Below are 13,212 nucleotides of genomic sequence, written 5' to 3'. Positions count from 1 at the left end.
GTCAGCGCCCCGGTGGCCATAGAGCAGGCGACACCCACTTCCCCCTGACAGCCCACTTCGGCCCCGGAGAGGGAGGCGTTCTTCTTATATAAGATGCCGATGGCGGCGGCGGTGAGGAAGTAGCGCACCAGGGTCTCGTCATCCACCTTGTGAACGAAGCGATCGTAGTAGTGCAGCACGGCCGGAATAATGCCAGCAGCGCCATTGGTAGGGGCGGTGACCACCCGGCCACCGGCGGCGTTCTCTTCGTTGACGGCCAGCGCAAAGAGATCGACCCACTCCATCACCATCAGGGGATCCTTGTTGAAGTTGGTCTCGCAGCTGAGCTGGCGAAACAGTCCCGGGGCGCGGCGCCGCACCTTGAGCCCGCCCGGCAGCACCCCTTCGCTCTTGCAGCCCCGCTCGACGCAGCCCTGCATCGCCTGCCAGATCTTGCGAAGGCCGCTTTTTATCTGCTCGTCGCTGCGAAATACCCGCTCGTTGGCCAGGATCAGCCCCGAGATGGAGAGGCCGCTCTCCTGACAGTGGGCCAGCAGCTGGGCGCCGCTGTCGAACGGGTAGGGGACCGGGTGTTCGGCATCGGACTTGGCGGCTTCCTCCTTGGCGGTGGCGAAGTGGCTCTCTTCAATGATGAAGCCGCCCCCGATGGAGTAGTAGGTCTGGCTAAACAGCAGGGCGTTGTCGGCGCTAAAGGCGCGCAGGGTCATGCCGTTGGTGTGGGCTGGCAGGGTCTTGCGGCGGTTGAAGATGATGGCGCCGCTGCGGGGGAAGTGGCTCGGCTGTTCGCCAGCCAGCAGCAGGCTCTGCTCCTTCTCTACCTGGGCCAGCAGATCCGGAATGGCATCGATGTCGACTGATTCTGGTTCAAAACCGGCCAGTCCCAGAATGATTGCCTTGCCGGTGCCGTGCCCTTTGCCAGTCTGACCCAGCGATCCGTAGCACTCTACTTCGACGCGCGTGGCGTGCGGCAGATGGCCTTGCAGTTTGAGCTGCTGGGCAAAGGCATAGGAGGCGCGCATGGGGCCGACGGTATGGGAGGAGGAGGGGCCAATTCCGATGGAAAACAGGTCAAACACGCTGATCATGACATCAATCCGGTGATGGTTTATGTCTGTTTATTCTAGGTTTTTTGGCGTGGATGAAAAGCGTGGATGTGCTGTGCTGTGACATGGACACAGATAAAGTGGCAGGGGGTTGCCTGGGAAGGTTGAAGGGGAGGCTCCCCTTCAACCGGCCGGATCAGTCGAGAAATTCGCACAGATAGGCGGTGGGGGTTTTCACTTCCAGCTTGAAAGAGGAGTGACCGGCCACCAGGAAGGATTCACCCTGGCTGTAGGTATGCCACTCATCTTCATCCGCCAGCTGGATGGTGAGGGCGCCCTTGATCACCGTCATCCGCTCGGGGGCTGCGGTGTTGAACAGATAGTCACCGGCGTTCATCACCCCGACGGTCGATTTCTCGCCTTTTTGTTCGAAACCGATGGATTTTACATTTCCGTCGAAATACTCGTTAACTTTCAGCATCTTTACATCCCTGTGTGTACGTTTGTTCAGCCAAACTAGCACAATCTTTTGCCAGTTGTCATGGGGAGATGAGGTAAAAACCGCCGAGGCCGCTTTGAATCTTTACTTTTTAGCAAACTTATTAATAGTCAAGGTTAACGATTTGCCGATTTAAAACAGCAATTAAATGTGAGATAACACGCGCAAACAGGGGAATGGGCTGATGCTCATTCCCCTGTTTGGTTAATTGCACTGGGAAAGTGTAAATTTTGCTACGTAAAGGAACATATTGTGTTAACTAAAGGACTCATTAAAAACATCGGCTTCCAGGTTGTGGTGGCCATGGTACTGGGCGCAGTGGTCGGGGCGTTCATGGGTGAACAAGCCACCGTGTTTGCACCGCTTGGTACCCTGTTTATCCAGCTGATCAAGATGCTGGTGATCCCGCTGGTGGCGGTTGCCATCCTCTCCGGCGCCGCCAATCTGGGTGCCAGCCCGGCCGCGGGCAAGATCGGCGCAGCGACGCTGGCTTTCTTCCTGATTACCTCTGCGTTGGCCGTGCTGCTGGCGTTGGTGATGGGTCAGATCTTCAAACCGGGTGTCGGGGTCGATTTCGGCTCTGTTGCCTCCATGTTTGGTGGTGACTACGCCGATAAAGGGGCGCTGCCGGATGCGGTTGCCACCCTGCTTGGCATGATCCCCACCAACGTGTTCCAGTCCCTCAACGAGGCGAACATCCTGCAGATCCTGGTGTTCTGCATGTTCCTCGGCATTGCGCTGGCCAAACAGCCGCGCGAGCGCGCCAAGCCGCTGGTCGATGGGCTCAATACCCTGGTGGATGCCTTCGTCTGGATGATCAACAAGGTGATGATCATCGCACCACTCGGGGTGTTCGGTCTGATGGCTGAGGCCATCGGTACCTACGGCTTCGACGTGCTGACCCTGGTACTCAAGCTGTTCGTGGTTTATGTGGCAGCCATCCTCATCTTCGGCTTTGTGGTCTACCCGCTGCTGGTGATGATCTTCTCCAACACGCCGGTAATGAAGTACCTCTCTGCCATGAAGAAGCCGCAGATCGTGGCCTTCTCCACTGCCTCTTCCATGGCGACCCTGCCGGTCAACATGGAGACCTGCGAGCATGATCTGAAAGTGACCAACGCGACAGCCTCATTTGTGCTGCCGCTGGGGGCCACCATCAACATGAGCGGCAACGCCATCTATTACGGTCTGGTCGCCATCTTCTTTGCTCAGGTTTACAACATCGATCTGAGTGTCGGTGCCTGGACAGCCATCATCCTGACTTCCACCCTGGGGGCGATCGGTCAGGCTGGTGTGCCGGGCCCCAGCTTCCTGGTGGTGGCCGTGCTGCTGGCGGCGGGTATCCCCATCGAAGGGCTGCCGCTGCTGTTCGCGCTGGATCGTCTGTTCGACATGATCCGCACCTCCCTCAATATCACCGGCGATGCGGCTTGTGCTGTCATTGTTGACCGCTTCAGCCCGGAATATGACCCACAGCGTTGGAACAAGGGATAACAGCTTTGAGTTGAACTAAAACAGCGCTGAGCTAAAACAGCCTTGAGCTGAAACTGCGTAACGCGAGCCCCTGCCATGACGGTGGGGGCTTTTTTATATCTGCTGTACAGGCATCACAGGGGGAAGGGGGGCATAAGAGGCTGCTGACGGCTGTTGCTGCGGTGAATGGATAGCACAAGGGGGAAAACAATCGTCGTGGGCGTGGGTAGTGTGGCGACGGACAACCTGTTGTGGCTGCCGGGGTAGGGCGGTTGCCAAATGGCGGGTAACAAAAAGGGGAGCTTGGCTCCCCTCGGATATGATCTGCTGCTGGTTCAACTCCATCAGGCCAAACAGAGTGTGGTTAAACCATCCTGGCTACACCCTTAATGGCGAAAGAAACAGCGTCAACGTGATGAAATCATATCTATATCGACCATCTCGGCATTGTCATTGAAAAGCACCAGTCGGTGGCGATTAAACAGACATGCCAAAGCGGGTCGGTCCGGATTGATGCCTCTCTATCCGGCTCAGAACTGTGACAGTGAGGGCAGAGAGACAGCAACCAGGGTGAAAAACACCGTGAAAACGGCAGTAACGACAAACTCTTTCATTTTTCTCTCCCTAAGTTGTTGGTTGATGTTGTCAAGATACCATAATAAGGGGTTTAAACAAGTGGTAAGTTTATAAAATGGCGACATTCTGCGTTCAGTTAAGTGAAGTGGCTGTTTTTGTCATATTGCGCTTGTTTTATCGCCTACTTCGAAGGGGTGAGCAGCACAGATCCAAAAATTGATTTTATTTTGTTTAAATTCAATGGTTTATTTTTTTGTGCCTTTATCTTTTGATGGGTTTTATATGGGGCTTAAGTCTGGTTTTACAAGTTATCCCCCTCGCAATCGCGCCATTATGGCCATCAAAAGTGTATCAGATCATGATTTGACGATACCTGACGCAGATAGCTCGTCTCCAAAAAGTCGGTGGAGGCAATCTGGTTGCCAACCCTTGTCGCACCATGACTTTATCAGGCCGCAGCGGTCGAGTTTTTACAGCAAAACACCGGTTTACCAGGCGTTGAGCCATACATTTGAGGAGTACAGTCCAGCTGCTGGCTGTTTTATCACCGCCAATTGCCCCGGCCGGTCGAGGAATAGACAAGGCAGTAGCAAGAGAGGCGAGCGCCAAGCCAGAGGCGTGCTGGCTGGTATCTGATCTGCGCTCTGCGAGACCGGTGTCTGACTTAAGCAATCTGATCGCAATGCGACAGCAGGGCAGGAGCATGGCTGGAGAAGATATCTGGATGCCATTCTGCAGAATCGTTATACGTCGTGATAGGTGTTGGCTCGATATCGAGCAAGCTTGCCGCAGGGTCATAAGCGCGCAGGCCACCGCAAGCAGGATCAACAGTGATGAAGCGTGCATGGCAATACCGGAGTGCTTTTAGGTTGGTGCGAGGTGAAGTGGTAGCGATCAGCCAGACGGCCCAAGAGTCGAGGGCAAGGCAAAGATACAAGGGGAGGGGCGGCACAATGTGCGTCTGTTTACTCGAGATGTAAAAAAACCCTCCGATGGAGGGTTTTTGTCATCAACAGCCTGTGACAAGCAACGTGGCTTAGAACAGGGTGGTGGAGAGATCGTAGAGCTCCTGATTAAACGGACGCTTCATGTTCTCGATACAGTCGATGATGTCGTGGTGGACCAGCTCGTTGCGCTGGATGCCGACGCAACGGCCACCGTGGCCAGCCAGCAGTTGCTCAACGGCGTAGGCACCCATACGGCTGGACATGATGCGGTCACGAGCGGTCGGCGCACCGCCACGCTGGATGTGACCCAGAATGGTGGCGCGGGTTTCGCGACCGGTCAGGGCTTCGATATCTTTTGCCAGTGCGTTCACGTCGGTGACATGCTCGCAGATGGTGATGATGGCGTGTTTTTTGCCTTTTGCTTCACCGGCTTTGATCTGCTCGAGCAGTTTTTCGCGATCAAATGCGACTTCCGGCACGATCACATACTCGGCACCGCCAGCAACGGCTGCTGACATGGCCAGATCGCCGCAGTGGCGGCCCATGATCTCGACCACGGAGATACGGTGGTGGGAGCTGCAGGTGTCGCGCAGACGGTCGATGGCATCTACCACCACGTTCAGCGCGGTATCAAAACCGATGGTGAAGTCGGTACCGGCGATGTCGTTGTCGATGGTGCCCGGCAGGCCGATGCAGGGGAAACCCTCTTCGGTCAGCTTCTTGGCACCCATGTAGGAGCCGTCACCACCGATGACGACCAGCGCGTCGATGCCGTGTTTTTGCAGGTTTTTGATCGCTTCGGCACGCACGGCCGGATCTTTGAAGGCAGGGAAACGGGCAGAACCCAGGAAAGTACCGCCACGGTTCACGACGTCGGAGACGCTGTGACGCTCCAGCTTGACGATGCGATCCTGGTGCAGACCGAGGTAGCCATCATAAATACCGTAAACTTCCAGGCCATGATGTAAACCGGCGCGAACCACGGCGCGAATGGCTGCGTTCATACCGGGTGCGTCGCCACCACTGGTCAAAACACCAATACGTTTGATTTGTTTGGTCATGAGTGCCTCTGGATCTGAGTTGTCAAATACGAATGTTAAATAGACAAGCCACTTTTAATATATCGGCTTTCGTATGGGATGCGGGGGCCGCCATAGGAAAAGCGATATAAGAGAGGGGACGCGCCCCTCTCTTGCCAACCATCAGAGATTACTTGGCTGCACCAGCGATGATCTGGGAGAAGTCGTCCACTTTCAGGGACGCACCACCGACCAGGCCACCGTCGATGTCCGGCTGACCGAACAGGTCGGCTGCAGTGGCGCCAGTGACGGAACCGCCGTACAGGATCTGTACTTTGGCTGCAACGGCGCCGTCAAAACCGGCCAGGTACTGACGGATGTGCGCGTGAACGGATTGAGCGATCTCCGGAGTGGCAGTCTTGCCAGTACCGATGGCCCATACCGGCTCGTAAGCAACAACGGCGTTGTTGAAGGAGGCGATGCCGCAACGGTCGATAACGGCTTTCAGCTGAGTCTCAACCACGTTCTTGGTCACGCCGGCTTCGAACTGCTCCAGAGTTTCACCGATGCACAGAACCGGCACCAGGCCGCCTTTCTGGATCGCTTCGTACTTGGCTGCAACCACGTCGTCACTCTCTGCGTGCAGAGTACGACGCTCGCTGTGGCCGACCAGGGAGTAGGTGCAACCGAAGGCTTTCAGCATGGAGGGGGCGTTTTCGCCGGTGAAGGCACCAGACTCGTGAACGTCAGCGTTCTGGGCACCGTAGGCAATCTTGCTGCCAGCGGTCAGTTGCTCAACCAGACCCAAAAAGATAACCGGCGGGCAGACGGCGACTTGTACAGAAGGATGAGCGGCAGCAGCCGGGGTCAGTCCTTTGATCAGAGCTTCAACAGAAGCTTTGGTGCCGTTCAGTTTCCAGTTACCCATTACCAGGTGCTGTCTCATCTTGTATATCTCCTAGGCATTTGATTGCGCGACATTATATGAATTGAACCGAGCCCAAGATAGCTGACCCGGCGGCAAATGACGTAATTTTTTTTCGCTTTCCTGATCCAAATCAGGAATGAAACGCTTGATCGCTCATTCGTTAACCTGCCCCCGCAAGCGAGCCCACCATACCCCAATCCATTCGTGGATGGCAGCTTCGGAATACATCAAATAACGCCCTTTGGGTAAATAACTGTAGAGCGGCTGGGGCACCTGGCTCTGCTTGGCAGTGTAGTCGGTGGGGGCTGGCACGGCGTTGAGTCCCTGACCCTGATAAAGCGCCATGGCCCGGGGTAAATGGGTGGCAGAACTGACCAGTGCTACCTCTTTTCCCTTGAGGTGGCGACTGATGCTGACCGCTTCGTCATGAGTGTCTTTGTTGTTTTCAAACAACGTCATCCGCGCGCGGGGAATACCGAGGCTCTCGGCCATCCGGGCGTTGACCTCGGCGTTGGAGAGGGTATCCCCCGACACATAACCTGAAAAGATCAGCTCGGCCTCGGGATAAGCCTGAGCGAGACGCACCCCTTCGAGGGTGCGGGCGAGGGCAATATTGTTCTGCCAACTGCGCATCGGCACCGCCGGATCGCTGACATGGCCGTTGCCGAGCACCACGATCGCCTCGATCTTGGGATGCTGACTCACCTCGAACGGCGGGTAGGTCTGCTCCAGCCCGCGGGCCAGCTCGTAGCTCACCGGCCGCATCCCCATCAGCGCCACAATCAGCAGCGAGAGGGTGGCCAGCAGTTTGCCGGTTTTCTGAAAACGGGTGAACCAGAGCAGCAACAGAGCAACAAGCAGCAGGGAGAGGGAGAAGGGGAGCGGCATCAGCAGCTGACCCAGCCACTTTTTGAGCATAAACACGGCAGACACTTCCTTGAGTTTTCAGCAAATACGGGATGTGACAGAATACCCCTCTTTTTTTGGATGGCCAAAGTTGAGTTTCTCTTGAAGCAAGATCAGAGTTTTGACGGTCGCGCCGACAAGTTCGCCCGCAACATTTACGACTCCACCAAGGGGCGCATTCGCACCACCATCGTCTGGAGCGACATCGAAGCCTGCCTGGCTCGCCTTGGCAACCGGCCGCTGCGCATCCTCGATGCGGGGGGCGGATTTGGCTACTTTGCCCAGAAGCTGGCGGCCATGGGTCATCAGGTCGAGTTGTGTGATCTCTCCGCCGAGATGCTGGATCTGGCCCGCAGCCAGATCGCCGAAAAGGGGCTGGAAGACAAAATTCGTCTCATCCATTGCCCCATTCAGGATCTGAAGCAACACGTGACCGGCACCTTTGATCTGGTGCTCTGCCACGCAGTGCTGGAGTGGCTCGCCGAGCCGCGCCAGACCTTGCTGGGTCTGTTCCCTTTCGTCAATGCCGGGGGCATACTGTCGCTGCTTTTCTACAACCGCCATGGCCTGTTGTTCCAGAGTCTGGTGGTGGGCAATTTCGACTATGTGCGACTGGGTCTGCGCAAGAAGCGCCAGACTGCCCTGACCCCCACCAATCCGCAGTTGCCGGAGCAGGTTTATGACTGGATTGGGCGAGGCGGGCTCAAGATCATCGGCAAGACCGGGGTGCGGGTGATCCACGACTATATGCGTCACAAGCAGGATCAGCTCGAGAAGTTCGACGATCTGCTGGCCATGGAGCAGCAATATTGCCGTCAGGAGCCTTTTGTCGCCCTCGGTCGCTATATCCATGTGATGGCGCAGAAACCAGCTAGCTGATGGCGGTGCAACCCGCCCGCTGATGCCCGGGATAACGTGATTTTTTTGATGCTACCGGATGTAGCCGTGCGCGAGGTATCGCGCTCAATTACAACAACGAGATGACAACGTCATGATGAGTACATCCCGTACCCTGTCCGAGCGTTCTTTGCCGGAGATAGTAGGATGGGTCAGGCAGGAGGGGTTGGCGCTGAGCCTGCCTACCGACCGGCTGGCCTTTCTGATTGCAATCAAGACACTGTCCGAAGATGAGTCGGACTTGTCGGAAGCTGCGCTGCACGATGCCTTTGGCTACGTCAGCAACGCTTTTGGCCAGATGGACGAGACCCTCACCGGTCGCGCCAACAACGCCATCAACGACCTTATTCGCCAGCAGTTGCTGTCGCGCTTCAACACCGACATGGTGGCCGGGGAGAGCCTTTATCGCCTGTCGCGTCTTGGGGTCGGCATCGTCGACTTCTTTCTCGATCAGCGTCAGGTCGACTCCATCAAGCTCTCCATTCTGCTCGAGCACTTGGCGGCCGAGCTCGACACCGCCCGCAAGGCGGCGCTCGAGACCAACACTCGCGAGCAGTGGGATGCGGAGGTGCTGCCACGGCTCACCTTCTCGCTGGAAGAGACCCTGGGGCGCATCGATCTCACTCAGCGCGCCATGGATGAGCAGCAGAATCAGGTCAAGAGCGAGATCGCGGCCCTGCTGACCCAGAACTGGGTCGATGCCATCCACAGCTGTGAAAAGCTGCTGCATGAGACCGGCCAAACCCTGCGCGAGCTGCAAGATACCCTGGACGCCGCCGGTCACCGCCTGCAGGCGGGGCTGCTCAACATTCAGGAAGCGGCGCAAGGGCGTGACGATCTGTTCCACGTCGAGGAGTTGACGCACGCCTTGCAAGGGCGGCTCGACGTCATCACCAGCTGGGGTCAGCAGTGCATCGAGCTCTGGTCCCGCTATGACCGCCACGTCCACAAATTTATCCGCAACGCCATCGACATGGATAAGAACCGTGCCTTCAGCCAGCGGCTGCGCGACTCCATCCGCAATTTCGAGCAGCACAACTGGCTGCTGCGCATTGCCGAGGAGCCCCGTCTGCTGGAACTGCGCGACGAAACCATCGCTATTCATGACGAGGAGGTGACCGGCGAGGTGCCCCTCGAGATGGAGTACATGGAGATGGTGGACATCAACCAGGAGCTGGCGGAGCGCATCGAGCGCTATCTGGCCCGCTACCCCGAGCAGGGCCAGCAGCTGGATTTGGCCGATGTGCTGCGGGAATACCTGCTGGATTACCCGGCTCACGCCCATTTCGATGTGGCGCGTCTTCTGATCGACCAGGCCGTGCGCCTGGGCCATGCCAGCGGCGAGCGCGAGCTGCACCGCCAACCCGCATGGAAACCCATTAACCAAGCTGGATCCAAGGTTCAGGCCTATGTCATTGATCAATACTGAGTTTCCCTTGCCGCTGCGGCTCGCAGAGGCGATTGCCAACCCCTTGTTTCCGCGCATCGATACCGCTTTGCGCTCCGGCCGTCACATCAGTGCTGACGATTTCGAACAGCACTCGGCGCTGGTGGAGTACCACAACGAGCTGGAGATCTTCTACGGCCGTTATCAGGTGGAGCTGATCAAGGCGCCGGAAGGCTTCTTCTACCTGCGTCCTCGCCCCAGTGCCGACATCGGCACCACTGTGCTCTCCGAGCTCGATATGCTGGTGGGCAAGGTGCTCTGCTACCTCTATCTGAGTCCGGATCGCCTCGCCTCGGAAGGGGTGTTCGCCATGGGTGAGCTGCAAGAAGAGGTGCTGAGCCTGGCTGACGAGAAGCAGCTGCTACGGATGGTCAACAGCCGCTCCGGCGGTACCGATCTCGACAAGAAGAAGCTGCTCGAGAAGATCCGTACCTCCATGCGTCGCCTGCGTCGCCTTGGCATGATCACCGCCCTTGGCAACAGCGACAAATTCCGGGTCAACGAATCGGTATTCCGCTTTGCCGCCGACGTGCGCTCTGACGAAGATCCGCGCGCCGTGCAGTTGCGGATGATCCAGGAAGGGGAAGCCATCTTCCACGACGACGAGATGCCGAGCAGCGATTCGCTCTTTGACGATATCGAGGCGGACCTCGATGAAGAACAACTGGATCTGGAGGTATAAACAGTGCGAGGCAAGTTCAAATCCCTGACCATGGTCAACTGGAACGGCTTCTTCGCCCGAACCTTCGATCTCGACCAGCTGGTCACTACTCTTTCCGGCGGCAACGGTGCGGGCAAGTCCACCACCATGGCGGCCTTTATTGCGGCGCTCATTCCCGACCAGTCTTTGCTCCACTTCCGTAACACCACGGAAGCGGGCTCCAGCAGCGCCTCCCGTGACAAGGGGCTCTACGGCAAGCTGCAGCGCGGCCACTGCTACTCCCTGCTGGAAGTGATGAACAGCCGCGAACAGCGGATCTGGGTCGGCGTCCACTTGGAGCAGGTGGCCAACCGCGACAACAAGGTCAACATCACCCCGTTCGCGCTGGTGGATGTGCCGGAGCAGCTGCAACCCACCGATCTGCTGCTGGAAAAACTCGATGACGGCAAGGGCCGGGTACGCGCCTTTACCGATCTGAAAGGGGCGGCCGCCGAGCTGGGGGCGATGAAGGTCGCCAAGTTCAATACGGTGACCGACTATCACAACTTCATGTTCGAGTTCGGTATCACCCCGAAGAAGCTGCGCGACCAGAAGGATCGCGGCAAGTTCTATCGCCTGATCGAAGCCTCCCTCTACGGCGGCATCTCCTCGTCCATCAGCCGCTCCTTGCGTGAATACCTGCTGCCGGAGAACTCCGGGGTGCGCAAGGCGTTCCAGGACATGGAGGCGGCCATCTATGAAAACCGCCGCACGCTGGAAGCCATTAAAGAGACCCAGGGTCAGCGGGATCTGTTCAAGAACCTCATTACCGAGACCACCCACTATGTGGCCGCCGACTATGTGCGCAACGCCGCCGAAAAGAGCCGTCTCTCCGAGCTGGCCCTCAAGGCGCGTCAGGATCTGGCGGAGAAACGCCGCATTCTGGCCGAAGAGCGCCAGCGCGCCATCTATCTGGCCGACGAGGTGGAGCAGCTCACCAACCGCGAGAAATTGCTGACCGACGAGCTGGAATCGGCCGCCGAGCATCTGGCCAAGGTGATGGCCGCCGTCAGCTTGCAGAAGAAGATCGAGATGTACCGCGCCGATCTGGCGGATCTCTCTGACAAACTCGAACAGCAGCAGGCGGTGGTGGAAGAGATCCACGGCCAGCTGCTGGAGGTGGAAGAGCGCAAGGAGCTGGCGCAGGCCGAGGTAGACAGCCTCAAGACCCAGCTGGCCGACTATCAGCAGGCGCTGGATATCCAGCAGACCCGCGCCATCCAGTACCGTCAGGCGGTGCAGGCGCTGGAAAATGCCCGCGAGCAGTGCGAGCTGCCGGGGCTGACCGCCGAACAGGCGAGCGACACCCTGCACCAGTTCCGCGCCGCCGAGCAGAGCCTCACCAGCCGGGTGCTGGGGGCCGAGCAGCAGCTGGCGCTGGCCAAGGCGGCAGTGGCCGAGCACGAAGCGGCGCTGGCGCTGCTGCTCAGCATCGCTCCGGAAACAGTGCGCGAGGCCGCCTGGCCTACTGCCCAGGCGCTGCTCAAGCGTCACATCGAAGACAAGGCTCGCATTGCCCAGGGGCAGGGGCTGCGCGCCGCGCTGGCTCGCCTCGAGAAAGAGAGCGAAAGCCAGAAGAATCTCTTCAAGCTGCGTGACGAGCTGCAGCAGGCCTCTGGCCAGCTTATCGCCAGCAGCGATGAGCTGGAGATCTTCCTCGAAGCCCAGCGCACCCGTCAGGAGGAGCTCTCCGAGCAGCAGGCGGAGGTGAACCAGCGCCGCGCCAGCCTCGAGCATCAGGGCGCCCAGCTGGGCCGTGATATCGCGGAGTTGACCAAGCTGGCCCCGCGCTGGCTCAAATCCTTTGAAAAACTCGAGCAGCTGCGCGAGCAGAGCGGTTTGCCGCTGACTACCGCCGAAGAACTTTCGGCCGGCATGCAGAGCGTGCTCGACAAGGAGCGCGAGTTCGAGCAGGAGAGCAACCGCATCGCGGCGCAGAAACAGGCGCTGGAGCTGCAAATTCGCAACCTGCAGCTGGGGGCCGGTGAGGCGGATCCCCGTCTTGCCCGCATCGCCGAGCAGGTGGGGGGCGTGCTGCTCTCCGATGTCTATGACGACATCTCCATCGACGATGCCCCTTACTACTCGGCGCTCTACGGCCCGGCTCGCAGCGCCCTGGTGGTGCTGGACCTTGAGGGCGCCATCGAGCGGCTGAAAAAGCTGGAAGATTGCCCGGAGGATATCTACCTCATTCAGGGCAACCCCGACTCCTTTGACGAGGATCTGGTGGAAGCGGACGAACTGGGGGACGCCGTGCTGGTGCGCACCAGCAAGCGTCAGGTGCGCTTCTCCCGCTATCCCGAGCTGCCGCTGTTTGGCCGCGCCGCCCGTGAAAAACGGATCGAACAGCTCGATCTTGAACGCGAAGGGCTCATCGAGGGTTACGCCAAGGCCGCCTTCGAGCAGCAGAAGTACCACCGTCTCTACGGTCACTTCCGCGACTTTATCGGCCAGCATCTGGATATCGCCTTCCGCCCCGACCCGGAAGCCGAGGTGCAGGCCAAACAGGCCGAGTTGCGCACGCTGCAAGGGGCCATCGGCGAGTGCGACAAGCAGCTGAGTGATGCCAAAGCGGCCGCCGCCCAGCTGGCCCGCCATATCCAGCTGGTGCAGGGGATGCTGCCCTTTGCCCACCTGTTTGCCGAGACAGAGCTCGCGGCCCGCCTCGAGGCGGCTCACACCGACGTGGAAGCGCTGAAACAGGCCGAAGCCTTTATCGCCAAGCACGGTAAGGCGCTGGAGAAACTCGAGACAGTCGTGCAGGTGCTGCGTCAGGA

Annotated in this window: 10 protein-coding genes; 5 read left to right on the top strand and 5 right to left on the bottom strand. The window is 58.5% G+C overall.

The annotated features are described in order from the left end of the window. Both LD28_RS0101500 and ppnP read right to left on the bottom strand, forming a co-directional pair. On the bottom strand, nucleotides 1-1,085 hold a 1,085-nt coding region (locus tag LD28_RS0101500), incomplete at its 3' end, for an L-serine ammonia-lyase (protein ID WP_033135269.1). Nucleotides 1,086-1,239: 154 nt separating this feature from the next. Beyond that, nucleotides 1,240-1,524 (bottom strand): pyrimidine/purine nucleoside phosphorylase, encoded by a 285-nt coding sequence (gene ppnP, locus LD28_RS0101495; RefSeq protein ID WP_005336842.1) that lies wholly within the window; start codon nucleotides 1,522-1,524, stop codon nucleotides 1,240-1,242. 270 nt (nucleotides 1,525-1,794) lie between these two features. Between ppnP and LD28_RS0101490 the strand changes: the two genes are divergently transcribed. Then, a complete protein-coding gene (locus LD28_RS0101490) occupies nucleotides 1,795-3,036 on the top strand; it encodes a dicarboxylate/amino acid:cation symporter (RefSeq protein WP_033135268.1) in 1,242 nt (413 codons plus the stop codon). Nucleotides 3,037-4,627: 1,591 nt separating this feature from the next. On the opposite strand, the gene pfkA is transcribed toward LD28_RS0101490, so the two are convergent. The 3 genes from pfkA to elyC all read right to left on the bottom strand — a co-directional run bounded on the left by pfkA (nucleotide 4,628) and on the right by elyC (nucleotide 7,409). Then, complete coding sequence (pfkA, locus tag LD28_RS0101485; protein WP_033135267.1) at nucleotides 4,628-5,599, bottom strand: 6-phosphofructokinase; 972 nt, start codon at nucleotides 5,597-5,599, stop codon at nucleotides 4,628-4,630. A 148-nt stretch (nucleotides 5,600-5,747) separates the two neighbouring features. Further along, on the bottom strand, nucleotides 5,748-6,503 hold the full coding sequence (tpiA, locus tag LD28_RS0101480) for a triose-phosphate isomerase (protein WP_033135266.1): 756 nt from the start codon (nucleotides 6,501-6,503) through the stop codon (nucleotides 5,748-5,750). Nucleotides 6,504-6,638: 135 nt separating this feature from the next. Continuing rightward, nucleotides 6,639-7,409 carry an envelope biogenesis factor ElyC gene (elyC, locus tag LD28_RS0101475; RefSeq protein WP_033135265.1) on the bottom strand — a complete coding sequence of 257 codons (771 nt, stop codon included), beginning with the start codon at nucleotides 7,407-7,409 and terminating at the stop codon, nucleotides 6,639-6,641. Between the two features lie 84 nt (nucleotides 7,410-7,493). On the opposite strand from elyC, the gene cmoM reads away from it, so the two are divergent. From cmoM to mukB, 4 genes are all read left to right on the top strand, one after another. Then, nucleotides 7,494-8,270: a tRNA uridine 5-oxyacetic acid(34) methyltransferase CmoM gene (gene cmoM / locus LD28_RS0101470; RefSeq protein ID WP_033135270.1), complete on the top strand. Its 777-nt coding sequence runs from the start codon at nucleotides 7,494-7,496 to the stop codon at nucleotides 8,268-8,270. Between the two features lie 112 nt (nucleotides 8,271-8,382). Further along, entirely contained in the window at nucleotides 8,383-9,717 is a 1,335-nt protein-coding gene (mukF, locus tag LD28_RS0101465; RefSeq protein ID WP_033135264.1) for a chromosome partition protein MukF, read from the top strand. Further along, nucleotides 9,698-10,417 (top strand): chromosome partition protein MukE, encoded by a 720-nt coding sequence (gene mukE / locus LD28_RS0101460; RefSeq protein WP_033135263.1) that lies wholly within the window; start codon nucleotides 9,698-9,700, stop codon nucleotides 10,415-10,417. Before mukF ends, mukE begins: the two co-directional genes overlap by 20 nt. A gap of 3 nt (nucleotides 10,418-10,420) precedes the next feature. Next, the coding region (mukB, locus tag LD28_RS0101455; protein WP_033135262.1) for a chromosome partition protein MukB at nucleotides 10,421-13,212 on the top strand (2,792 nt) is incomplete at its 3' end.

It is taken from the genome of Aeromonas finlandensis (genome assembly GCF_000764645.1).
Classification (GTDB): Bacteria; Pseudomonadota; Gammaproteobacteria; order Enterobacterales; family Aeromonadaceae; genus Aeromonas; species Aeromonas finlandensis.
This window is presented reverse-complemented; position numbering and strand designations above follow the sequence as displayed.